The organism is Ruegeria sp. I3 (assembly GCF_056532525.1).
The window spans coordinates 20,282-41,889 of record NZ_JBQFNI010000006.1 but is presented as its reverse complement, the minus strand read 5'-3'; the positions used below and the strand labels follow the sequence as shown (position 1 = coordinate 41,889).

Genomic DNA, 21,608 nt, shown 5'->3' with positions numbered 1-21,608 from the left:
CTTGGCGCGCCTCGAATTACGGAATATCCTGCCGATATGTTGAAAAAATTCTTCCAGGCCTTTCGGCCGCCGCAACATGACAAACTGCCCGATCCTGATGCCGAACTGGCCCTGGGGGCATTGCTGGTACGTGTCGCGCAGGCCGACCGCGACTACAAGCTGGAAGAGATCAGCCTGATCGACCGCATTCTTGCGCGACTTTATCAGCACAATGCGATCGAGGCCGCCAAGGTCCGCGCCACCTGCGAAAAATTGCACGCAGCTGCTCCGGAAACAGATACATTCGGCAAACTGATCCGCGAAACCACCGATCTTCAGGAACGCTTGGCCGCGCTTGACGCCCTGTGGGAGGTCGTGCTGGCCGATGGCAACTCGGACGAGGGCGAGGTCAAGATCGTCGAAGAAGCCCGCATTGCCATGGGCCTCAGCTTCAATGACAGCAAAGCGGCACGCGAGCGGATACAAAGCCGCTTGGAAGCGACCTAGGCTATCTCTATATAAACGCTTATGTTCAGTGATTTCCTGTCCCGGCTCACACAGCCGCAGCCCGACCCGCTTGTCGAAGATGATGCCCGTCTGGCCCTCACCGCCCTGTTGGTGCGTATCGCTCGGTCCGACAACGACTATGCCGATACCGAAATGGCCCGAATCGACCGCATCTCGGCCGAACGCTACGGCCTGTCGCCATTTGAGGCCGCAGCCCTGCGCGCCCGCGCCGAAGACCTTGAAGCCGAGGCGCCCGACACCGTCCGCTTTACTCGCGCCATCAAAGAGGCCATCGCCTATGACGACCGCCTAGCCGTTGTGCAGGCCATGTGGTCGGTCGCACTGGCGGATGGGCACCGCAGCGGTGAAGAGGATTCTCTGCTACGCCTTGTCGTCAGCCTGCTCGGCGTGAGCGATGTGGATTCGGCGCTTGCAAGACAAAAGGCGGCGAAGGTCTGATCAACCGGCAAGCCTTCGGGCTTTGTCAGCGCTATGAATCGCTGCCTTCAAGCTCATTCAGAAACTTGTAGTCTGTCGGCGGATCGTCACAGATGCCAGGCCCACACTCCAAAAGCGCCGAACCAGCGTTCGCGACGGCCAATGCCAAAATCAGGAAAAACGCTGTTTTGGCCAATGTACTTCCTCCGAAGCGTTCGGTTGCCCGAACGTCCGACGCAAGATCATACTGCTTCTCGAATACCAGCATGATTGCGGTGCCAAGGATGATCAAACCAAACGCGACTCCCGCCCAGGTATAGAAGTGTAGGCCCAGAACCGGGGAGCCGTAGTGCCCTGTTCCGGGCACGATATGCAGCAGGATCTGGCGGATCGAAACACTGATCCCAAAGATCGCCGCCACCAGCACGATGCCATAGTTTCTGGCGCGCGTACCCCACAACAGGTTCAGAGCAAGCCCGAACCCAACGGCCACGAATCCCACGCGTTGGAGCAAACATAACGGACAGGGCAGTTCGTAAAGGACAAGCTGAAAGTAGAAGGCAAGCACCAGAACCAGGCAAACCGCCAGTGCACCAATCGCATTCATGTTACGAGCAAATTCAGGTGACATTGGACGACCTCACAGTTGAATCGTTAAGGGGGTCGTGGCGTGAAACTTCAGCCAGTAGGCACTCGCCAAAAGCGTCAGCACGAACAATGCGTATGAAATTCTGACCAGCTTAAAGTATGCCAGCACCATCGTGCCGGCGAACAATGCAAATAATAGCGCGATCACAAGAAGCCCCTTACGTGAATTGAATTCGTATATTTCAATCTTTAACTCAAAACGAATTATTCCCAAATTCAAACAGTTTTGGTGATTGGATCAAGCCAGTTCAATAAATTTGGTTTCGCTGAGGATCACCTCGGTTGATCCGGAATCCTGTGACCTGAATCTCTGGGCCGCAATCAAGAGATTGATCTGGCTGACCTGTCGATAATGGTGCATCGAGTCACAGAATGCGCCCAACAAACTGACAGTTTAGACAGCGCGACCGCCCGATTTGGCAATTTCGCTGCGTGAACTTGTCAATTGCGCATTGCATTAGCCCGATTTTTCAGCCCTATTACCGCACCAACACCAATCATATCTGGACTGCCCGTGACAGACGCCGCTCCCGTCATTGAGATCAAGAACCTGCACAAAAGCTTTGGCCAACTCGAGGTGCTCAAGGGCGTGGACATCACCGCGCATCGCGGCGACGTCGTGTCGCTGATCGGATCATCCGGTTCGGGGAAGTCTACCCTGCTGCGCTGCTGCAATCTGTTGGAAGACAGCCAAGAGGGCGAGATTCTGTTCAAAGGCGAGCCCGTCCGTTGGACTGGCAGCCACAATCATCGCCGTCCCGCCGATCCCAAGCAGGTGCTGCGCATCCGCACAAATCTGTCGATGGTGTTCCAGCAGTTCAATCTGTGGGCCCATATGACCATCCTGCAGAATGTGATGGAGGCTCCGGTCACTGTCATGGGCCGCGACAAGGCCGAGGTCGAAGACAGCGCGCGCAAATATCTGGAGAAGGTCGGCATTGGCGACAAATGCGACGTCTATCCGGCGCAACTATCGGGCGGACAGCAACAACGCGCCGCAATCGCACGTGGGCTGTGCATGGAACCTCAGGCGCTGCTGTTTGACGAACCGACCTCAGCGCTCGATCCCGAACTGGAACAGGAAGTGATCAAAGTGATCAAGGATCTGGCCGCAGAAGGCCGCACCATGATCATCGTGACCCATGACATGAAGATGGCTGCGGATATCTCCAGCCACGTTGTGTTCCTGCATCAGGGCCTGATCGAAGAAGAGGGTTCAGCCGAAGACATTTTCACTGCCCCTGAATCCGAACGGCTTCAGGGCTTTCTCTCCGCCACTCAGGCGGCTTAACCAACGGACAGAACCAATAAAGGGGAGTAACTCATGAAAAACCTGATTCTGACCACCGCAGCACTGGCGTTGACCGCCGGTATCGCAATGGCCGAAACTGTGCGCATGGGCACCGAGGGCGCCTACCCTCCGTACAACTTCATCAATGATGCTGGTGAGATCGACGGCTTCGAGCGTGAAGTCGGTGACGAGCTGTGCAAGCGCGCCGGTCTGGAGTGCGAATGGGTCAAGAATGACTGGGATTCGATTATTCCGAACCTGGTTTCGGGCAACTACGATACCATCATCGCCGGCATGTCGATCACTGACGAACGCGATGAGGTCATCGACTTTACCCAGAATTACTACCCGCCGACCGCCTCAGCTTACGTAGCTGCTTCAGATGGCGCTGACACGAAAGGTGGCATCGTCGCTGCACAGACCGCAACCATTCAGGCCGGTCACGTTGCTGAATCCGGCGCGACTCTGGTCGAATTCGCCACCCCCGAAGAAACCATCGCCGCCGTACGCAATGGCGAAGCGGATGCTGTGCTGGCTGACTATGACTTCCTGGTCCCGATTGTTGAGGAATCCGGTGGCGAGCTGGTCTTTGTCGGCGATCTTGTCCCGCTGGGCGGTGGCATCGGCATGGGCTTGCGCGAGAGCGACGCAGAACTGCGCGGCAAGTTCGATGACGCGATTTCTTCCATGAAGGCAGACGGCACGCTCAACGAGATGCTGGTCAAATGGTTTGGCGAAGGTATCGCTACATACAACACAGACGGCTCGGTCGTAACCAACTAAGCCCTCCGTCCAATTGTCCGGCGCGTGCGCGCGCCGGACCTGCCGGACCTGAGACCGGCCAGACGTTCGAAAGACGCCTTATGTTCTCCTACTGCGCTGATCCTGACACGCTGGGCACGTTCCGCTGGTTCTCGTGCTATCTGACCAATGGCGTCCACTGGTCGTTCTACTTGTCGTTCTTCAAGGTGCTGGGTCTGCTGGCCGTCACCGCCCCGGTCGCCCTGAGCTTCGGTTTTGCCGGCGCTATGGCAGCGCGATCGCATTTCCCGCCGCTTAGCTGGCTGGGTAAGGCCTATATCGCCATCGTGCGTGGCGTGCCTGATATCGCTTTCTTTCTGTTCTTCGTGATCGCTCTGGATCAGGGCTTTGAATGGCTGCGCCATAAAGTGCTCTGCCCCGACTGGACCGATCCGGTGCGGCAGGGCAACGACTTCATCGTCTGTCAGGCCGCCAAGCTGCCACTGGGCACTGCACCCGAATGGGTGCATGAAACCTACGGCTTCTTCCTTGCCGTCGTCACATTCTCTATCGTGTTCGGCGCGTTTGCCGCCAACGTCTTGTTCGGCGGCATGCGCGCTGTACCACACGCCCAGCTTGAGACGGCCGCAGCCTACGGCATGACACGCCGCCAGACCTTTTGGCGTATCCTGGTGCCGCAAATGTGGGTCTACGCCCTACCTGGCCTATCGAACCTGTGGATGGTGCTGATCAAGGCTACACCACTGCTTTTCTTGCTGGGCATCGAAGATATCGTCTATTGGGCGCGCGAGTTGGGCGGCACAAAAACATCCCGCTTTACCGATTACCCTCATGGCGACTGGCGCATGTGGTACTTCCTCGCCCTGCTGATCTTCTACCTCGGCATGACCCGCGTCTCGGAAATCGGGCTTGAGAAACTGATGCGCCGCCTGTCCCATGGTCAGGCCACATCGGGCGGAGAGCTTCTGCGCAAGGAGACCACCGCATGAGCTGCATCCAGACCATTCAGGATTATGGCCTCCGTTCGCTGGGCTTTGGCGAGCGCCTGCTGCCCAAGACCGATTTCACCCTGTGCGAGCACTTCACGCTGATCGGCTCGGGCATGATCTGGAATATCTATTTCGGGATCATGGCGATGGTCACGGGGTTCTTCCTCGCCACCGCGTTGGCCGTCGGCAAAGCCTCGTCGAATAAATGGCTGCGTAAACCGTCCGAGTGGTTCATCTTTTTGTTCCGCGGCTCGCCGCTGTTCATCCAGTTCTTCTTTGCCTATTTCTTCTTCCTTTCGCTGAAGAAGCCCTATCCGATGTTCGACGCCTTCACCTCGGCCTGGCTGGGGGCGCTGATCGTGCTGTTCCTGAATACTTCCGCCTATTCGGGCGAGATCTTCTATGGCGCCCTGCGTTCGATCCCCAAGGGCGATATCGAAGCCGCTGACGCCTATGGCATGTCCGGTTGGTCGCGCTTCCGACGTATCGTTTGGCCCACAATGCTGCGGCTGGCGTGGCCCGCCTATACGAACGAAGCGATCTTTGTCTTCCAGTCCACCACACTGGTCTTCTTCTCGGCCTTCCCGGCCTGGCAACAACGGGGCGACGCGCTCTATTACGCCAGCTACTTCGCGGACAAGACGTTCAACCCGTTCATCCCCTACCCGATTCTGGCGTTCTATTTCATCCTGCTGACGCTGGTCATCGTTTGGGGCTTCGGAAGGGTCAACAAACGCCTGAACCGCCATCTACCTGCCGAGCGGAAAGCCAAGATGCGCTTCCGACTAAATCTGGCGCGCTAAGCCCACTCCACCGGGTTCAGCCGGAACAGTTTCGAAAGCTGCTCATAGACCTCAGGCACCTCGTGCTTCAGCGCCTTCGGGCGCTCAAAGAACACTTCAACCGAAACGGCAAAGAACTCTTCATGCCCGGTCGCGCCATACGGATCGATGACTGTCCGCCGCCCGCTTTCAACCGCGTGAACATGCGCGTCATAGGCGGTCAGGAATACCTTTTCCCATTCGGCAAAGCTCTGCCCTTCACTCAGGATCGGTACGCCATTTGTACCCCCGGACAGATCATCGATCTGATGCGCAAATTCATGCAGCACTACGTTCTGCCCGTCGCGATCATCCAGAGCGCCCTGCTGGCTGTGTGCCCATGATAAAATGACCGGTCCGCGATCCCAGCTTTCCCCGGTCCGCACGATCTCTTTCTCGGACACGACATAGCCCGAGCGCCGCTGCTGCTTTGACTTGAACGCATTGGGATAGATCAGAATGGTCGTCAGATTGTCATACCAAATGTCGCTATTGATCACGAGCAAACAGGCCTGCGCCGCAATCGACAACTCCATCTCCTCAGTCACTTCCAACCCGTCGCAGCCGTAGAAGCTCACTTGATCCAGAAACAGGTTCACCTTGCCATCCAAGTGGCTGCGCAGCCCGGCGGGCAGCCGCCGGATGATGGGAACTTGCTGATCAATGATGTCCCGTTGATCCGAGGTCAGACGCGTCGCCAGCAGCGCCGCGCGGGCCTGTCTCTTGGACCAGACGTAATAGCCGACCCCGCCTGCGATCAGTAACACTATGGTAAGAAAGATGAACATATATGAGACTATAGGCATCGCTACGCCCGGCACAATCGGGCACCTGAATGTTGTACAACTCGGAAGACAGCGGTCTCGACCACTGTACAAGTCGGTTGATTTTCAACATCGCGCCCCACCGCAAGCGACGCCTGTTCGTAATTTGATCAAATTTCGTGACAAGACGCTAATCCTGATTTAAACCTCTCGTGACTAGACCACGGAGCCCCCAATGGACCTGAGCGCCCTGCATACATTCCGCGTCGCCGCCTGTGACCTCAACGGTCAGATGCGTGGCAAACGCGTGCCGCCCTCATACGGTGCCAAGTTGGACAAAGGCGCCGTGCGTATGCCGTTCTCTGCGCTCAATGTCGATCTCTGGGGCGCTGATATCGAAGGCAGCCCGCTTGTCTTCGAAAGCGGTGATGCAGATGGTGTGTTGCGCCCCACCGGGCGTGGTCCGGTTCCCATGCCCTGGCTTGATACATCCACCGCGCTGGTGCCCATGTGCCTGTACCACGATGACGGCACGCCTTTTGCGGGCGATCCGAGACACGCGCTTTCTGCGGTTCTAGATCGATTTTCCGAACGGGGCTGGTCGGTCATCGCCGCTACCGAACTCGAGTTCACTCTGCTTGACGCCTCAGGCGACCAACCGCAGCCTCCGATCAACCCGGTCACGCGCCGCAGGCTGCGGGACGAAGCCGTTCTGTCGATGGCCGAAATGGACGCGTTTGATGCGTTCTTCACCGATCTCTATGATGGTTGCGCCGCTATGGGTATTCCCGCTCAGACTGCAATATCTGAAAGCGGGATCGGCCAGTTCGAGATCAATCTGAACCATCAGGACGCCATGCGCTGCGCCGATGATACGTGGCTTTTCAAGACCTTGGCGCGTGGCGTAGCCCGCAAGCATGGCTTCACAGCAACCTTCATGTCCAAGCCCTATGCCGAGGATGCGGGCAACGGAATGCATGTGCATTTCTCGGTCGTCGATGTCGATGGACGCAATGTCTTCGATAACGGAGGGGCCGAGGGAACCGTTGAACTGCGCTCGGCGGTTGCTGGATGTCTGACCGCGATGCCTGGCTCTACGCTGATCTTCGCTCCCCATGGCAATTCTTACACGCGCCTCGTGCCTGGTGCCCACGCACCCACCGGAGCAAGCTGGGCCTATGAAAACCGCACGGCGGCCCTGCGCATTCCGGGTGGTGCCCCTGCCGCCCGACGGATCGAACATCGCGTTGCTGGCGGTGACATCAACCCCTATCTCATGCTTGCCGCAGTTCTGGGCGCGGCAATGGTTGGGATCGAGGATGGCCTGCGACCGCCCAGCCCGATTTCGGGCAATGCCTATGAGTTGACCGATCTGCCGCAGCTGGCAGCCGACTGGCCGTCGGCCATCTCTGCTTTCGAAACTGACCCGGTAGTTGCGCGCATTTTCCCGGACGATTTGATCCGCAACCTTGTAATGACCAAACGGCAGGAAATTGCACGATTCGCGTCCCACCCTCCTGACGAGCACTGGCTCAGCTATCTTGAGAGCGTTTGAACCTCTTGCCCAGCTCGCTTCGCTCCGTTAGAATAAATTTGATCAAATTTGGTGAACTATGAAAATCGGCATCCTTGTAACCGGCCACCCACCCGATGAATTGCATGAACAATTCGGGGAATATGATGGCATGTTTCGCGCATTACTGGGTGGGAACGGCTTTGAATTCCAAACATACGCAGTGGTCGATGGTGAGTTTCCGAAAGACGCGCATCAGGCCGACGGGTGGATCATCACCGGATCTCGTCATGGCGCATACGAAGATCACGCTTGGATTCCCCCGCTTGAACAGCTGATCCGGGATATTCAGAAGACAGGGAACCCCTTGATTGGTGTTTGCTTTGGCCATCAGATCATCGCACAAGCGCTTGGTGGAAAAGTGGAAAAGTTTGATGGCGGCTGGGCTGTAGGACGCACGGAATACAGCTTTGGCGATCAGACCGTCACCTTGAATGCTTGGCATCAGGATCAAGTGACCAAACTGCCCGCAGGTGCGGTGGTCACCGGTACGAATGACTTTTGCCAGAACGCCATGGTCACCTATGGCGATACGATCTGGACCGTGCAGGCCCATCCTGAATATGGAAATGACTTCATACAGGGCTTGATGGAGACCCGAGGCAAAGGCGTGGTTCCCGATGCGTTGATGCAGGCGGCAGCGAACCGGAAAGATGCCCCGGATGATAATGCCAAAATCGGACACCACATGGCAGAGTTCCTAAAGAAAGTGAGGGCCTGATGGCCGACTGGACAGATCAGCTGCCTGAGGCGGCGCGCACCTACTTTGAAGGCAAACGGCTTGATGAGGTTGAATGCATCATCTCTGACCTGCCCGGCATCGCCCGCGGCAAGGCGGTCCCGGCGTCAAAGTTTGCCAAGCAATCCTATTTTCACCTACCCGACAGCATTTTCTATCAGACCATCACAGGGGATTGGGGCGAAGCTGCAGGTGAGGACGGTTTCATTGAGCGGGACATGATCCTGAAACCCGACTTCTCAACTGCGTCGGCCGCTCCTTGGACGGGCGACTGGACCTTGCAGGTGATTCACGACGCGTTCGACCGAGATGGCGAGCCGATCCCTTTCAGCCCCCGCAATGTGCTCAAACGCGTTGTGAAGATGTATCACGACAAAGGTTGGAAGCCGGTTGTCGCCCCCGAGATGGAATTTTTTCTTGTCGCGCCGAATGTAGATCCCGCGCAAGGGATCAAGCCGATGATGGGCCGCTCGGGCCGACCTGCGGCGGCGCGGCAGGCTTATTCGATGACAGCGGTCGATGAATTCGGGCCGGTGATCGACGACATCTACGACTTTGCCGAATTTCAGGGGTTTGAAATCGACGGGATCACGCAAGAAGGCGGTGCCGGACAACTAGAGATCAACCTGCGTCATGGCGATCCGGTGAAGCTGGCGGACGAGGTATTCTATTTCAAACGCCTGATCCGCGAAGCCGCGCTACGTCACAACTGCTTTGCAACATTCATGGCAAAACCGATCGAAGATGAGCCGGGGTCGGCCATGCACATCCATCACTCGATCATCGAAAAAGAAACGGGACAGAACATCTTCTCCGGTCCACAAGGTGGCGAGACAGATGCGTTTTATCACTTCATCGCCGGCTTGCAGAACCACCTGCCTGCAGGGCTGGCGGTGATGGCACCGTATGTGAATTCTTATCGCCGCTACGTCAAAGACCATGCGGCCCCGATTAATCTGGAGTGGGCACGCGACAATCGCACAACTGGCATTCGCGTACCTCTGTCCGGCCCCGAGGCGCGCCGGGTCGAAAACCGCATCGCAGGCATGGACTGCAACCCCTATCTGGGCATCGCATTGTCGTTGGCCTGCGGCTATTTGGGCCTGACTCAGCAAGAGCGCCCACGCCGCCAATTCTATGGCGACGCCTATGAAGGCGACGGCGATATCCCTCAGATCATGGGTGAAGCTCTGGACCTGTTTGATGAGGCGACAGCCCTGCACGAAGTTCTGGGTCCCGAGTTCGCCCGTGTCTACGGCATCGTCAAACGTGCTGAGTACGAAGAGTTCCTGCAGGTCATTTCCCCGTGGGAACGCGAGCATCTGCTAATGAACGTCTAGGGCAAAGACGCGATGAACCTGCTGTATTCTAATGACCGCAAGGCGGAGTATCCGCCTAGCTGGTATGCCGCAACGGCGCACACCTTTGACCGCCACCCAGAGCTTGAAGGCGACCATACCGCAGACGTCTGCATTGTCGGAGGCGGATACACGGGCCTTTCGGCAGCATTGCACCTGGCTGAGGCTGGGTTCGATGTTGTCCTGCTGGAAGCTCATCGCGCGGGCTTTGGGGCTTCGGGTCGCAACGGAGGCCAACTGGGCAGCGCGCAGCGTTTGGATCAAGAAGATCTTGAACGGCTTGTCGGCGATGAAGATGCGTTAAAGCTTTGGGATCTGGCCGAAGAAGCCAAGGATCTGGTCAAATCTCTGATCTCAAAACATCAGATCGATTGCGACCTGAAGCCCGGCATTGCGGTTCTGGGCTTTAACAACTCGGAGCGCGCAGAGCTACATGATCACGCGGCGCATCTGTCGGGTAAATACAAATACGACCAAATCGAAACTTTAGATGCCGATGCCGCGCGCGGGCTTTGCCCCTCACCAGCCTATGCGGGTGGGTATCTGGACAATGGTGCCGCGCACCTACACCCGTTGAACTACGCCCTCGGCCTTGCGCGCGCCGCTGTCAGAGCCGGGTTAAGACTGCATGAAGACACCGAAGTTCTTGGCATCGATCAGGGCGCTCGTGTCACTGTACGCACTGAAAAGGGCAAGATCACTGCCGGTCACGTTATTCTGGCCTGCAACGGATACCTCGGAGATCTGAACCGGCAAGTTGCATCGCGCGTGATGCCCATCAACAATTTCATCGCGGCAACCGAACCTTTGGGCGCTGAAGTGCAAAAAGTTTTGGCCAAAGATATCGCCGTTGCTGACACCAAGTTCGTGATAAACTATTTCCGGCTAAGCGCCGATGGCAGGCTGCTGTTTGGGGGTGGCGAAAGTTATGGTTATCGTTTCCCCGAGGACATCGCCGCAAAAGTCCGCAAGCCGATGACCGAGATTTTTCCGCATCTGCGTGACGTCAAAATCGACTACGCATGGGGCGGAACGCTGGGCATCACCATGCGGCGCATGCCCTATTTGACCCGGGTTGCGCCAAATATCCTGTCCGCCTCGGGTTATTCTGGCCACGGCGTCGGCACCGCGACCCATGCGGGGCAACTCATGGCGTTGGCGATCCAGGGGCAGGCTGAGGGGTTCGATACCATGGCCCGCGTTCCTGCAGTGCCCTTCCCGGGTGGTCCTGCTTTGCGGACGCCGTTGCTGATACTGGCCATGACTTGGTATGCGCTGCGTGACAGGCTGGGAATCTGAACACATTCTTTACGACGAATTGGTGAAATCTCGCTGACGATGCGAATTGGGACTTGGCTTGCCTCCACATCGAATTTATATTTCCCAAAGATAAAATTCGGGAAATCCAAATATGACGCTTGTACCCAACGTTCATGAAGCCGAACCCATCCCCGCAGCCGCCCGAGACGCAATCGACGCCCTGATGAAGTCAGGCGATCTGTTTCGCTATACCGCACCTCAGGATGCGCCCGTTGCTCTCCTGGAGGCAGAGTTTGCCGAACTGCTCGGCACAACATACGCGCTGGCGGTCTCTTCCTGTTCTGCCGCGCTGTTTTTGTCGCTCAAGGCGCTTGGGCTGCCCCGCGATGCGCGGGTTCTGATCCCCGGATTTACCTTTGCCGCCGTGCCGTCTTCAATCGTGCACGCGGATTGCATTCCGGTTCTGTGCGAGGTCGGGGACAATTATCGCGTCGATATGGCCGATTTCACGGCCAAGCTGGACAGCGTGCAGGCAGTGATCATCAGCCATATGCGCGGCCATACCTCGGACATGGACGCGATCATGGAGCTGTGCGAAGCGCGCGATATCCCGGTGATCGAAGACGCCGCCCACTCATTGGGCACAACCTGGCATGGGCGCAATATTGGCACCATCGGTAAGGTCGGCTGCTTCTCGTTCCAGTCCTATAAAATGATCAACGCAGGCGAAGGTGGCATTCTGGTCAGCGACGATGCGGATCTTGTGGCGCGGGCTGTCATCATGTCGGGCGCATACGAGCACAACTGGAAAAAGCACTCTGGCTCACCAGAGCTGGAGCAGGCCTTTGCCAAATGGCAGAATCAGTTGCCACTGTATAACCTGCGCATGAGCAACCTCAGCGCTGCAGTCATTCGTCCGCAAATTCCCGAATTGGCACGCCGTGTCCGCGACGGGCTGGCAAACCATGACTATGTGGCTGATCGTCTGAACACATCGCCCTACATCGATGTCCCTGCCCCTCTGACACCCGAGCAGCGCGCACCGGATTCGATCCAATTCAATCTGGTTGACCTCAGCGACGATGAAATCCGCGCCTTTGCCGCCGCAGCCGAGGCACGCGGTGTCAAGGTGCAGGTCTTTGGCCTGAGTCAGGATAACGCTCGTGCCTTCTGGAACTGGCAGTTCCTACCCGAACAGTTCGACCTGCCACAGACCCGTGCGATGCTGATGAAGGCCTGCGATGTACGTCTGCCCGTGCGTTTGACGCGCGATGAACTGGACGTAATCTCGGACATCCTGCTGGCTTCTGTTGGCGAGGTTGTTGGCCCGGTGCCAGTCTACGGGACCTGATCGTCAGTACTATTGCAGATCAAGGTCATGAACTGAAAGTAACAATGCGTCGATCCCGTCAGGGGTTGGCGCGACGCGCGACAAAATCCCGGCAACGGCAAACCCGGTTTCTGTTTGCATCAGAAACGGCGCACCGGAATCCCCCATCATGACGGGGCAGATCGCGCGCATCAGCCCTTGGCCGGCCTGTGCGGCATTACAGCTATCGGTGCGACTGAGCACGTGAGGCCGCAATCCGGGATAGCCCGCGAACGAGCCCATCTGCGGGACAGTCCGGGAAATATCGAAAAAACCAACCTGCTCTCCAATTGGCTCGGACAACTCCAAAACGGCCCAATCCAGATCGGCGCGATTGTTGAATACACCGTCGCGCCCCTGTTCCGAATCCAGCCGATAGGCCAATACATTGGACACGGCGGCAGCCTCGCCGCGCTGATACCCTGCGGCAAACCGGATACTGGCCGGAGGAATCCAGCGGTTGCGCGCGCTGTTGTACAAGCAATGTGCCGCGGTCAAAACCAGCCGCTCAGACACCAGCACGCCTGTACAATGGGACCGCTGACTGCGGCTGGCAAAATTGACCCGGCCAATGGCGCGCCAGGGCGGGGTCGTTGCATCCAGAATTTCGCGCGCGCGAATCTCGTCGCAGCCCGCAGCCGTATCCCGACCCATTGTGCAGATAGGTTCCCACACGGATGTAAACTGGCCTTGGGCCTGTGCAGTCTGGGCCCAGATCAACGCGCCCAGAACAGACAGCCAGCGCATCGGTCAGGCTAGCTCAGCTTCGATAGTTTTTGCTGCAGCTCGGCAAGTTGCTTTTTGATGTCGTCCAAATCCTCTTTGGGTTCGGGCGATGTTTCTTGTTCATCATCCGGCCCCGACCAGTTTCCCGACAGACCACCGGTCATGGCTTTTAGAAAGGCCTTTTGCTGCGCCTGCATCGCCTCGAACCCCGGCATCTGGGACATTGGGTTCATGGCGTTCATGTTTTCCATCATCTTGGACTGGCTCTCGCGCAGCATGTCGAACGAGCTTTGCAGGAATTGCGGCATCATGCCCCCGCCCGGCACCATGTAGCTGCGCACCAGATCGTTCAGCACATTAATCGGCAAAACATTTTCGCCACGGCTTTCGTGTTCGGCAATGATTTGAAGCAGATACTGACGAGTCAGGTCATCACCGGTTTTCAGGTCAATGATCTGAACCTCGCGCCCGTCGCGGATGAAACCGGCTATATCTTCAAGCGTCACGTAATCGCTGGTCTCGGTGTTATACAGCCGACGGCTGGCATAGCGCTTGATCAGCAGCGGTTTGTCTTGTTCCGACACCCTGTACCCTCCCCAAGGATGATGCGTTGCAGCGCAGGTTATGCGACTGCAGAACAAAAAGAAAGGGCAGGTCAAGCGACCTGCCCGCAGCGATTGCACCATTTGGGAGGAATGGGTGCTAAGTCGCAGTCTTATCTTACTTGGTGGTTGCTGCTTTCTTTGCTGCAGCGGTCACCTCGTTGGTGGCTTTTTTGACGGCTGCGGTTGCATCTTCTGCAGCGTCTTTGCCAGCCGCCATCAGCAGCTCAACGGTTTCGGTCTGAACTTTTTTCGCGATCTCAGCGAAAGCAGCCAGGTTTTCAGCAGCAACTTCAGCCGACGCGCTTGCGAAGTCGGTTGCAGCTTTTGCGTAATCCGCAGGCTCGGTCTTTGCTTTCGACATCTCGGTCAGTTTGGCCAGAGTTTCTTTGGTCCATTTGTTCGAGATCTCAGCCGATTTCTCAGCTGCGTCCAGAGCAACACCCGACAGCTTTTCGTTCAGAGAAGCGGTCGATTTGAATGCGTCTTCCAGAGCGGTTGTGTCAACCGGGAACGCGCCCATCATGTCTTTCAGGGTCGCGGTAAAGTCTTGGGTCTTTGCCATTGTCCTAAATCCTTCTAGCCGTTCCGGGCCCACCCCGGTTCTCATCAGCTTGAAGGCAATATGATTGCTGCATCGCAGCATTGCAAGTTTTTTCTTGCTGCAACGCAGAAATTTTTGAGTTTCAAAATGATATCAGCGGTTTGCCTTGACCAAAACATAGGTACCCGGAGCCGGGCAAAGGCGTGGATGATCCGAATCGCCGGTATCGCGCGCGGGAACCTGCTTGCCTGATCGCTTCTTTAACCACGCTTCCCACATCGGCCACCACGAACCTTCGTGGAAGTCAGCCTCTTTCAGCCATGTATCGGCATCACACTTCAGCTCAGGATTGGTGTAATGGCCATATTTTTTCTTACTGGGCGGATTTACGATGCCCGCGATGTGGCCGGACTCGGACACCACAAAGGTCTTCGACTTCGCGCCCATCTGCTGCACCCCGCGATAGCAATCCTTCCATGCGGCAATATGATCCGTCTCGCAGGTGATCGCCATCAAAGGCACATCGACATCCTTGATATGCAGCTTATGGCCAAGCAATTCGAACCCGTCGTTGACGAAATCGTTGCTCTGACACAAACCGCGCAGATACTGGATCGCCATCCGACCTGGCAGGTTGGCCCCGTCGCCGTTCCAGTACAACAGGTCAAACGCTGGCGGTGTTTCACCCATCATGTAGCTGCGGATCGCCGGCGTATAGATGAGATCTCTGGATCGCAGGAAAGACATCGTTCGCCCGATGATCCATGCCTTTAGAATACCATCCTTCGAGACCTGTTCTTCGATGCCATCTACAAAGTCATTTTGCAGGAACGGCGTGAACTCCCCCTGCTCACCAAAGTCTGTCAGGGTGGTGAAGAAAGTGGCAGATTTGATCGACTTGTCGCCGCGCTGCTTCATCAGCGAAAGCGTCAGGCTCAGCGTCGTACCGGCGATGCAGTAACCCACTGCGTTGACCTGCTTGACCTTGCAGATTTTCTTCGCCTCTTCGATGGCGGTCAGGAACCCTTCCTGAATATAGTCCTCCATCCCGATGTCCGCGTGCGAGCTATCGGCATTCACCCAGCTGACCACAAACAGGGTATAGCCCTGCTCGGTCACCCATTTGATCAGGCTGTTCTGAGCCTTTAGGTCCAAGATATAGAACTTGTTGATCCATGGCGGGAACAGAACGATCGGCGTTTCGTGCACCGTCTCGGTCACCGGTTTATACTGGATCAGTTCCATCATTCGGTTGCGATAGACGACGTCGCCGGGTGTAGTTGCGATATTCCCGCCAATCTCAAAGGCACTTTCGTCAGCCAGCCTGACAACCATCTCGCCGTCATTGGCCTCAAGGTCCGACACGAGGTTCTCCAGCCCCTTTATCAGGGACTGCCCTTCGGTCTCGATGGCCTTTTCCAGCGCATCGGGGTTGGTGGCCAGAAAATTCGTTGGCGCCATCATATCTATGATCTGTTGCGAGAAGTACTGCAGACGCTGTTTATCCTTGGTTTCCAGATCGTCAACCGATGCGACGGCCTGCGCGATCGCTTCGGCATTGGTTTGGTACTGCTGGCGAATGAGGCGAAAGTAGGGGTTGGTTTCCCACATTGGATTGGCAAACCGTTTATCTTTGGCAGCGGCTGGGGGTACATCCCCGTCGCTTTGGGTCATCGCTTTCTGCGCTTCCGCAAAGTTGAGAACCGATTTTCCCCAATACTCAATTTGCTGCTCCAACAGCTTTGTGGGGTTTTGAAACGCTTCAGCCCAATACGCAGTTGCTGCTTTTGCAAAAAGCTCTTGATTCGGGCCATCCAGAGCGGGGGTGTGCGGCGTTTTTCCGGCCATGACCTCGACCAGGCGTTTGGACAGTTCTTCTACTTTGTCCATATTTTCTTTAAGTCGTTCAATATGTTCTTCGGTCAGTTTTGGCGTCTGGTCTTCGGTAGTTGTCATTTTAACAATTCCCCCCTAGTCTCGCTGCTGTGCAGAATAACGTCGTTGGCGTCGGGGGGCAAAGCGGCGAATGGTCCGAATTCTCAGGCTGATACTCAGGAGGCACATTCGATGCGCTACATGATGACCTATGACCTGATGGAAACCATGCGTAACACCAACCAATGGCTTGGTGCAACCGCAAGCGCGATGGCATCCTACCCCCTGTTCTCGATGACACCCAACCCGGCCTTCAACTGGATGGCTGCATGGGGCGAAGTAACCGAGCGCACATTTCAGCGTATGGTCGTCAAGCCTGATTGGGGTATCCGCACCTTTACCTGCGAAGACGGCAAGGACCATCTGGTCGATATCACAACCGTTCTTGAGCGTCCTTTCGGCGACCTGATCCATTTCCGCGTTAATGGACGCAAAGAACAGCCACGCAAGGTGCTGCTGGTTGCGCCGATGTCGGGGCATTACGCGACCCTGCTCCGCTCGACCGTCAAAAGCCTGCTTGTCAATTGTGAGGTCTACATTACCGATTGGCATAACGCGCGCGACATTCCCGTGTCCGAAGGCAAGTTCGATGTCGAGGATTACACGCTCTACCTTGTCGATTTTATGAAAGAGCTCGGCCCCGATACGCATGTTATTGCGGTTTGTCAGCCCGCACCGCTGACTCTGGCCGCAACTGCCTATCTGGCCGAGGTCGAGCCGAAGGCGCAGCCAAGTACCCTGACCCTGATCGGCGGTCCCGTCGACCCCGACGCAACTCCGACCGAGGTTACGGATTTTGGTCGCCGTGTAACGATGGGTCAGTTGGAAGAAACGATGATCCAGCGGGTTGGCTTCAAATACAAGGGCGTAGGCCGGATGGTGTATCCCGGCTTGCTACAACTGGCTTCGTTCATGTCAATGAATGCCGAACGTCACAGCAAGGCGTTCTCGGATCAGATCCAGCGCGTTATTCGTGACGAGGCATCCGACCACGATGCCCATAACCGGTTCTATGACGAATATCTGGCGGTGATGGACATGACTGCCGAGTTCTATCTTTCGACCGTTGAACGTGTCTTCAAAAACCGTGAGATCGCGCGCAACGAGTTCGTTGTAGCCGGCCACAAGGTAGATATCGGCAAGATCACTGATGTGGCTGTGAAATCGGTCGAAGGCACGAATGACGATATCTCAGCCCCCGGGCAATGCATTGCGGCGCTGGATTTATGCACGGGTCTGCCCGACAGCAAAAAGGCCAGCCATGTTGAACCCGGCGCGGGTCACTATGGCATTTTTGCGGGCCGCAGCTGGCGCGACAACATCCGTCCGCTAGTGATTGATTTCATGAATGAAAACAGCCGCAAACCCCGTCAACGAGCCGCCAATAGCAACAAAGTTGCATGAGCCGCGCAGCGGCAGGAGACCTTCCTTTCCGTTGCAATTGCGGTGCCCTTTCGGGGCGCATTACTGAACACGGCGTCGTATCCGGCACTCATGTCGTGTGTTTTTGCCATGACTGCCGCGCGGCTCAGCTTTATTTTGAACAGCCCGACCCTGCGCCCGACCCAGTCGAGGTGTTTCAGATGTCACCGGAAGACATCAAGATCGATGCAGGGGTCGAGTACTTGGCAGCTATGCAACTTAGCCCCAAGGGCATGTTGCGTTGGTATGCCAGATGCTGCAACGCGCCGCTGGCCACGACGCCGACAACTCCAAAATTTCCGTTCGCGGGTTTTATCGTCAAACGTATTCCCCACCCCAGCAGTTTGGGTCCCATTACTACGCGTGGATTTGTGCCAAGGGCTGACGGCAAGCAGTCTCATGAGAAAATCCGCTATGCCGCTGTGGGTCTGCTTAAACGCGTACTAAAATCGCGTCTGTCCGGGAGCTGGAAGAAAACGCCATTCTTTGACTCTGAAACCGGTCGGCCGGTGGTGCAACCAACTGTTCTGACCAAGAACCAGCGCGCGGTTTTCTACGACTAGGTCAGCCGCAGTGGTTTCCGGAGCCAATCCTGCAGCATCGCAATCACGGATTCGGGTGCTTCCAGTGTCGGATAGTGCCCGGCCTCATCAATCACGCGCAACTCTGCATCCGGAATGAGATCAGCCATGAAGGTATTCTTGCGGACCGGATTCTCCGCATCATAGGCACCGCAAATGATCAGCGTGGGCATCCTGATCCGGCGCAGCGTGCCTTGTTGGTCCGGACGGCGTTGCAGGGTTCTTATCTGACGTACAAACACATTCGAGCCCAATTCCTCGGCCATCTGCAACACTTCGTTCAAAATCGGGATGCGTTGCGGACCGGGAGCCAACATGTCCGAGCCGATCAGCTTGCGCATCACTTCGTCCAACCTCCCCGCCTGCGCGCCAACGATCAGGTCTTCGCGACTCGCCGCGATATGAGGTGTGTCGGCCTGCGCATCCGTCGCCAGCAAGGCCAGTCGTGTCACCCTCTCAGGTGCGCGCCGCACGATCTCAAGCGCGACGCCACCACCCAGACCAAACCCGCACAAAGCAAACCGGTGCGGCAGTTGATCCAGCAAGCCCGACGCGATCTCTTCGAACCGTTCACCGCCGGTGATTGGTGCGACCATAACTGCACGTTCACGCGACAGCGCGGTGATCTGCGCCTGAAACAACCGTGCATCGCACATCAATCCGGGTAGCAAAACCAACGGCTCAATCACCTCGGTGCCCTCCGCTCGTTGTTATTGTTTTGTTACAGGATGAGAGGTTTGCCAACAGCGGGCAAGCAAAACTTCACGGATAGCTGATCGCCCGAAACGGCGGGAAATCCGCATAGCGTTCCTGCCTTTGGCCCAGCGGTTCATCTGGCTCCGCCCCGGCCCGCAACAAGCAGCCGCGCGGGGTGATATAGCTGTCGATCCGCCGTACAGGCTTGGCCCGCCAAACCAGATTGAACGCGCATAATTTGGGAAAAAACCAAATCTCGGAATAATCCAGATGGTCATGCATCCACCACGCCAGATCGCGCCAATCGCGCCCCTGCGCATAGCGGTCTGCAAACCACGGAATTACCACCGACGCCCCTGCTACACGTGCGTCACCTTCGCCCCAATCCCAAATGTGGCACTCCAACGGGTTGTCATTGCGGGCACAGTTCAACCTGTTCTCGTTCCCGAACCGGTTCAGTGATCGCGAGCGATAGCCCGAGCGCACCGCGATACGACCAAAGGTTTCTTCCAGCGGGTCCAGCAAGGTCTCGCAAAACGCGCGCCCGGTCTCGATCGCAAGATCAGGGTTGTCGGGAATATTTTGCAATTCGTGAAAGTTCCCGATCTCGGAATATAGAAAATCACGCATGAAAAAATGCCGGGATAGTCGCACGCGACCCAACGTCTCAAGGCTCCACATACTGCCCGGTCTACGCATATTCAGCCCCCGCTTTGCTTCGGAATCCCCTGCTCTGACAGCCATTCCAATATGCCCGCGACCGCCGCGTCGGTCTGACCCGGTGACATCAGACGCCCCGCGACCACGTGTGAGGTCGGATCATCCCCGGGCCCCATTGTCACCAATGAAACCATCGCCTGACCACCCCAGGTCTTGGCCGCCTCATGCATTTTATTCGGACGCACCACCTGATCATCATCAGAAAACCAGAACAGCGCCGGAACCCGCGCGCCCGAGAAGTCAAGCGCATTGACCGCATCTACAAGGGCAAACATCGGCACGACCGCCTCCCATGGATAAACAGTTGTCCAAAAGATGTTCTTCTCGGGATTAGTGCTTGAGACATCCCGGTCCTGTCCCATCAATGGCGGCAGCCAATGCCGGGCCCACGGCAAGGATGGCACCCAGGAACCAGCCGAGTTTACGCCAAAGTTCGGCGACACCAAAACCAATGCAGCCACATCAGTGCTCAGTTCCGTATCCATCGCAGCCGCGGCGGCCAATGTCGCCCCCGTTGATGTTGCGATCACAATGACTTGCTCACCAACAGCCCTGGCGGCAGCCAACGCCTCGGCTGTATCCTGCATCCAGCCCGACGCCGTACCTTCGGCCATTGCGTCCCCATCGCGGCCATGCCCCTGAAGCCTTGTGTAGACAAGGTTGGCACCCAACGCGTCCGCAACGCGATCAGGTACTGGCCTGATCTCCTCGGACGTGGCGGAAAACCCATGAATGTAGAGCACCGCATAAGCTGTCCGCTGTTCGACAAAACCATCTTGCCAGACCACGCGCTTTTCAACACCTGGCACGATGTCATCATAGGCGGATTCGATGCTTTCAAAGTAAACCTGAACGCCCTCGCCAAATTTGCGCGGATCGAAACGCGGATGCAGGTCCACTGGCTCGCGCGGGCCAAAGGCGTAGATCAACACACCAACCAGCGTCAAACCCACCAGCACCCGCCCCAAAACCCAGCCCAGGCGACGCATCAGGTGCCTTCCAGGACTTCTCGCAGAGCCTGCTCAATCAACCCGAGGCATCGCTCATCCGAGAACCTGTGATCCGCATCTTTGACCAGCAGCAGTTGCATGTCCGGACCAGTGGCATGATCCAGCAGGCGCACTGCCGTATCGGTCGAGACGGCCGTATCTGCTGTCCCCTGCAGGAGACGCACAGGGAAAGGCAGATCAAGCGAAGCGCGCAAAACCAACCGCTGCCGCCCATCCTCAATCATCCGCTTGGTGATGACGTAGGGCTCCATGTAGTCCGATGGTAGTTCCACATGTCCAACCGTCTCTAGTTCAGATTTCTGCTCGTTCGAAAACGACGCCCAATACCCATCCTCGGTAAAATCTGGGGCCGCCGCAATTGTCACCATACCTGCGATCCGTTCGGGCATGACACGCGCCAGCAACAGCGCTTGCCACCCGCCCATCGACGATCCCACAACAACCAGCGGACCATCAGTTAACCGAGAAACTGCAGCCAGCGTATCCTCGTGCCAGTCCCCGATACACCCGTCAGTAAAGGCGCCCGAGCTTTCACCGTGCCCCGAATAGTCAAACCGAAGGAACCCCTGCCCGCGCGCGCGCGCCCACGCTTCCAGATGCACCGCCTTGGTGCCCTCCATATCTGATTTCAAGCCACCTAGAAAAACGATGGTCGGCCCGCGCCCATCACTCTTGTGATACGCCAGACGTCGTCCCTGCGCGGTTTCCAGAAATTCTGCCTCTGCCATGCTACCCTCATTGCTTGTCAGCCCATCATGCATGTCACGCACCTCTCTGCAATTGCCCGATCCTTCTTCATCTGGCTAAAAATACCTCGGGGAGTGCGAGGGCTGGCCCCTCGCTCCTGCCCTTGACACCTGTGTCCCCACCTGCC

At 56.9% G+C, this 21,608-nt stretch carries 24 protein-coding genes; 13 read left to right on the top strand and 11 right to left on the bottom strand.

What is annotated here, in order from left to right; genetic code table 11:
* Positions 1-36 precede the first annotated feature (36 nt).
* Together ACR0L9_RS15775 and ACR0L9_RS15770 are read left to right on the top strand one after the other, a co-directional pair.
* The gene (locus ACR0L9_RS15775; protein WP_170393590.1) at positions 37-486 is read left to right on the top strand and encodes a tellurite resistance TerB family protein; all 450 of its coding nucleotides are present in this window, start codon (positions 37-39) and stop codon (positions 484-486) included.
* 21 nt (positions 487-507) lie between these two features.
* The gene (locus ACR0L9_RS15770) at positions 508-945 is read left to right on the top strand and encodes a tellurite resistance TerB family protein (protein ID WP_170393592.1); all 438 of its coding nucleotides are present in this window, start codon (positions 508-510) and stop codon (positions 943-945) included.
* Between the two features lie 31 nt (positions 946-976).
* On the opposite strand, the gene ACR0L9_RS15765 is transcribed toward ACR0L9_RS15770, so the two are convergent.
* Both ACR0L9_RS15765 and ACR0L9_RS15760 read right to left on the bottom strand, forming a co-directional pair.
* Positions 977-1,555 (bottom strand): disulfide bond formation protein B, encoded by a 579-nt coding sequence (locus ACR0L9_RS15765; RefSeq protein ID WP_170393594.1) that lies wholly within the window; start codon positions 1,553-1,555, stop codon positions 977-979.
* Between the two features lie 9 nt (positions 1,556-1,564).
* Positions 1,565-1,720 (bottom strand): DUF5993 family protein, encoded by a 156-nt coding sequence (locus tag ACR0L9_RS15760; protein ID WP_223118239.1) that lies wholly within the window; start codon positions 1,718-1,720, stop codon positions 1,565-1,567.
* A 366-nt stretch (positions 1,721-2,086) separates the two neighbouring features.
* Between ACR0L9_RS15760 and ACR0L9_RS15755 the strand changes: the two genes are divergently transcribed.
* The 4 genes from ACR0L9_RS15755 (at position 2,087) to ACR0L9_RS15740 (ending at position 5,417) form a co-directional block, all read left to right on the top strand.
* Positions 2,087-2,863 carry an ABC transporter ATP-binding protein gene (locus ACR0L9_RS15755; protein WP_170393596.1) on the top strand — a complete coding sequence of 259 codons (777 nt, stop codon included), beginning with the start codon at positions 2,087-2,089 and terminating at the stop codon, positions 2,861-2,863.
* A gap of 33 nt (positions 2,864-2,896) precedes the next feature.
* Complete coding sequence (locus ACR0L9_RS15750; protein WP_170393598.1) at positions 2,897-3,646, top strand: transporter substrate-binding domain-containing protein; 750 nt, start codon at positions 2,897-2,899, stop codon at positions 3,644-3,646.
* 80 nt (positions 3,647-3,726) lie between these two features.
* Positions 3,727-4,614, top strand: coding sequence for an ABC transporter permease subunit (locus ACR0L9_RS15745; RefSeq protein WP_170511102.1), 888 nt, complete (start codon positions 3,727-3,729; stop codon positions 4,612-4,614).
* Positions 4,611-5,417 (top strand): ABC transporter permease, encoded by an 807-nt coding sequence (locus ACR0L9_RS15740; protein WP_170393602.1) that lies wholly within the window; start codon positions 4,611-4,613, stop codon positions 5,415-5,417. Before ACR0L9_RS15745 ends, ACR0L9_RS15740 begins: the two co-directional genes overlap by 4 nt.
* Here ACR0L9_RS15740 and ACR0L9_RS15735 read toward each other — a convergent pair.
* Positions 5,414-6,223: a M90 family metallopeptidase gene (locus ACR0L9_RS15735; RefSeq protein ID WP_170610088.1), complete on the bottom strand. Its 810-nt coding sequence runs from the start codon at positions 6,221-6,223 to the stop codon at positions 5,414-5,416. The two genes, ACR0L9_RS15740 and ACR0L9_RS15735, sit on opposite strands and share 4 nt — an antisense overlap.
* A gap of 211 nt (positions 6,224-6,434) precedes the next feature.
* Between ACR0L9_RS15735 and ACR0L9_RS15730 the strand changes: the two genes are divergently transcribed.
* The 5 genes from ACR0L9_RS15730 to ACR0L9_RS15710 all read left to right on the top strand — a co-directional run bounded on the left by ACR0L9_RS15730 (position 6,435) and on the right by ACR0L9_RS15710 (position 12,480).
* Positions 6,435-7,754, top strand: a complete 1,320-nt coding sequence (locus ACR0L9_RS15730; protein ID WP_480896056.1) for a glutamine synthetase family protein — start codon at positions 6,435-6,437, stop codon at positions 7,752-7,754.
* A 58-nt stretch (positions 7,755-7,812) separates the two neighbouring features.
* Positions 7,813-8,493, top strand: a complete 681-nt coding sequence (locus ACR0L9_RS15725) for a type 1 glutamine amidotransferase (protein WP_480896055.1) — start codon at positions 7,813-7,815, stop codon at positions 8,491-8,493.
* Positions 8,493-9,851 carry a glutamine synthetase family protein gene (locus ACR0L9_RS15720; RefSeq protein ID WP_170393610.1) on the top strand — a complete coding sequence of 453 codons (1,359 nt, stop codon included), beginning with the start codon at positions 8,493-8,495 and terminating at the stop codon, positions 9,849-9,851. The genes ACR0L9_RS15725 and ACR0L9_RS15720 overlap by 1 nt, the downstream gene beginning before the upstream one ends.
* Before the next feature lie 12 nt (positions 9,852-9,863).
* Positions 9,864-11,168, top strand: a complete 1,305-nt coding sequence (locus tag ACR0L9_RS15715) for an NAD(P)/FAD-dependent oxidoreductase (RefSeq protein ID WP_480896052.1) — start codon at positions 9,864-9,866, stop codon at positions 11,166-11,168.
* Between the two features lie 112 nt (positions 11,169-11,280).
* Positions 11,281-12,480 (top strand): DegT/DnrJ/EryC1/StrS family aminotransferase, encoded by a 1,200-nt coding sequence (locus ACR0L9_RS15710; RefSeq protein ID WP_480896051.1) that lies wholly within the window; start codon positions 11,281-11,283, stop codon positions 12,478-12,480.
* Between the two features lie 9 nt (positions 12,481-12,489).
* Here ACR0L9_RS15710 and ACR0L9_RS15705 read toward each other — a convergent pair whose 3' ends face one another.
* From ACR0L9_RS15705 to ACR0L9_RS15690, 4 genes are all read right to left on the bottom strand, one after another.
* On the bottom strand, positions 12,490-13,245 hold the full coding sequence (locus ACR0L9_RS15705) for a trypsin-like serine peptidase (protein WP_480896050.1): 756 nt from the start codon (positions 13,243-13,245) through the stop codon (positions 12,490-12,492).
* Positions 13,246-13,253: 8 nt separating this feature from the next.
* Positions 13,254-13,808: a polyhydroxyalkanoate synthesis repressor PhaR gene (gene phaR / locus ACR0L9_RS15700; RefSeq protein WP_170404880.1), complete on the bottom strand. Its 555-nt coding sequence runs from the start codon at positions 13,806-13,808 to the stop codon at positions 13,254-13,256.
* 136 nt (positions 13,809-13,944) lie between these two features.
* Positions 13,945-14,391 (bottom strand): phasin family protein, encoded by a 447-nt coding sequence (locus ACR0L9_RS15695; protein WP_170393620.1) that lies wholly within the window; start codon positions 14,389-14,391, stop codon positions 13,945-13,947.
* Positions 14,392-14,523: 132 nt separating this feature from the next.
* Positions 14,524-16,326: a PHA/PHB synthase family protein gene (locus tag ACR0L9_RS15690; protein WP_480896049.1), complete on the bottom strand. Its 1,803-nt coding sequence runs from the start codon at positions 16,324-16,326 to the stop codon at positions 14,524-14,526.
* Between the two features lie 111 nt (positions 16,327-16,437).
* On the opposite strand from ACR0L9_RS15690, the gene phaZ reads away from it, so the two are divergent.
* Positions 16,438-17,709, top strand: a complete 1,272-nt coding sequence (phaZ, locus tag ACR0L9_RS15685; protein WP_170404873.1) for a polyhydroxyalkanoate depolymerase — start codon at positions 16,438-16,440, stop codon at positions 17,707-17,709.
* On the top strand, positions 17,706-18,290 hold the full coding sequence (locus ACR0L9_RS15680) for a DUF6151 family protein (protein WP_480896046.1): 585 nt from the start codon (positions 17,706-17,708) through the stop codon (positions 18,288-18,290). Before phaZ ends, ACR0L9_RS15680 begins: the two co-directional genes overlap by 4 nt.
* Here ACR0L9_RS15680 and ACR0L9_RS15675 read toward each other — a convergent pair.
* From ACR0L9_RS15675 to ACR0L9_RS15660, 4 genes are all read right to left on the bottom strand, one after another.
* Positions 18,287-18,997, bottom strand: coding sequence for an alpha/beta fold hydrolase (locus tag ACR0L9_RS15675; protein ID WP_480896045.1), 711 nt, complete (start codon positions 18,995-18,997; stop codon positions 18,287-18,289). The two genes, ACR0L9_RS15680 and ACR0L9_RS15675, sit on opposite strands and share 4 nt — an antisense overlap.
* A gap of 73 nt (positions 18,998-19,070) precedes the next feature.
* Positions 19,071-19,685: a hypothetical protein gene (locus ACR0L9_RS15670; protein WP_480896179.1), complete on the bottom strand. Its 615-nt coding sequence runs from the start codon at positions 19,683-19,685 to the stop codon at positions 19,071-19,073.
* A 20-nt stretch (positions 19,686-19,705) separates the two neighbouring features.
* Positions 19,706-20,713 (bottom strand): alpha/beta hydrolase, encoded by a 1,008-nt coding sequence (locus tag ACR0L9_RS15665; protein ID WP_480896044.1) that lies wholly within the window; start codon positions 20,711-20,713, stop codon positions 19,706-19,708.
* Positions 20,713-21,462, bottom strand: a complete 750-nt coding sequence (locus tag ACR0L9_RS15660) for an alpha/beta fold hydrolase (RefSeq protein WP_170510723.1) — start codon at positions 21,460-21,462, stop codon at positions 20,713-20,715. Before ACR0L9_RS15660 ends, ACR0L9_RS15665 begins: the two co-directional genes overlap by 1 nt.
* Positions 21,463-21,608: the final 146 nt, after the last annotated feature.

Bases quoted from the DNA above. Each gene is read 5' to 3' on its own strand.
- ACR0L9_RS15775 (WP_170393590.1), top strand. From the start codon at position 37: ATGTTGAAAAAATTCTTCCAGGCCTTTCGGCCGCCGCAACATGACAAA.
- ACR0L9_RS15770 (WP_170393592.1), top strand. From the start codon at position 508: ATGTTCAGTGATTTCCTGTCCCGGCTCACACAGCCGCAGCCCGACCCG.
- ACR0L9_RS15765 (WP_170393594.1), bottom strand. From the start codon at position 1,555: ATGTCACCTGAATTTGCTCGTAACATGAATGCGATTGGTGCACTGGCG.
- ACR0L9_RS15750 (WP_170393598.1), top strand. From the start codon at position 2,897: ATGAAAAACCTGATTCTGACCACCGCAGCACTGGCGTTGACCGCCGGT.
- ACR0L9_RS15745 (WP_170511102.1), top strand. From the start codon at position 3,727: ATGTTCTCCTACTGCGCTGATCCTGACACGCTGGGCACGTTCCGCTGG.
- ACR0L9_RS15740 (WP_170393602.1), top strand. From the start codon at position 4,611: ATGAGCTGCATCCAGACCATTCAGGATTATGGCCTCCGTTCGCTGGGC.
- ACR0L9_RS15735 (WP_170610088.1), bottom strand. From the start codon at position 6,223: ATGTTCATCTTTCTTACCATAGTGTTACTGATCGCAGGCGGGGTCGGC.
- ACR0L9_RS15730 (WP_480896056.1), top strand. From the start codon at position 6,435: ATGGACCTGAGCGCCCTGCATACATTCCGCGTCGCCGCCTGTGACCTC.
- ACR0L9_RS15725 (WP_480896055.1), top strand. From the start codon at position 7,813: ATGAAAATCGGCATCCTTGTAACCGGCCACCCACCCGATGAATTGCAT.
- ACR0L9_RS15720 (WP_170393610.1), top strand. From the start codon at position 8,493: ATGGCCGACTGGACAGATCAGCTGCCTGAGGCGGCGCGCACCTACTTT.
- ACR0L9_RS15715 (WP_480896052.1), top strand. From the start codon at position 9,864: ATGAACCTGCTGTATTCTAATGACCGCAAGGCGGAGTATCCGCCTAGC.
- ACR0L9_RS15710 (WP_480896051.1), top strand. From the start codon at position 11,281: ATGACGCTTGTACCCAACGTTCATGAAGCCGAACCCATCCCCGCAGCC.
- ACR0L9_RS15705 (WP_480896050.1), bottom strand. From the start codon at position 13,245: ATGCGCTGGCTGTCTGTTCTGGGCGCGTTGATCTGGGCCCAGACTGCA.
- ACR0L9_RS15695 (WP_170393620.1), bottom strand. From the start codon at position 14,391: ATGGCAAAGACCCAAGACTTTACCGCGACCCTGAAAGACATGATGGGC.
- ACR0L9_RS15690 (WP_480896049.1), bottom strand. From the start codon at position 16,326: ATGACAACTACCGAAGACCAGACGCCAAAACTGACCGAAGAACATATT.
- phaZ (WP_170404873.1), top strand. From the start codon at position 16,438: ATGCGCTACATGATGACCTATGACCTGATGGAAACCATGCGTAACACC.
- ACR0L9_RS15680 (WP_480896046.1), top strand. From the start codon at position 17,706: ATGAGCCGCGCAGCGGCAGGAGACCTTCCTTTCCGTTGCAATTGCGGT.
- ACR0L9_RS15670 (WP_480896179.1), bottom strand. From the start codon at position 19,685: ATGTGGAGCCTTGAGACGTTGGGTCGCGTGCGACTATCCCGGCATTTT.
- ACR0L9_RS15665 (WP_480896044.1), bottom strand. From the start codon at position 20,713: ATGCGTCGCCTGGGCTGGGTTTTGGGGCGGGTGCTGGTGGGTTTGACG.
- ACR0L9_RS15660 (WP_170510723.1), bottom strand. From the start codon at position 21,462: ATGGCAGAGGCAGAATTTCTGGAAACCGCGCAGGGACGACGTCTGGCG.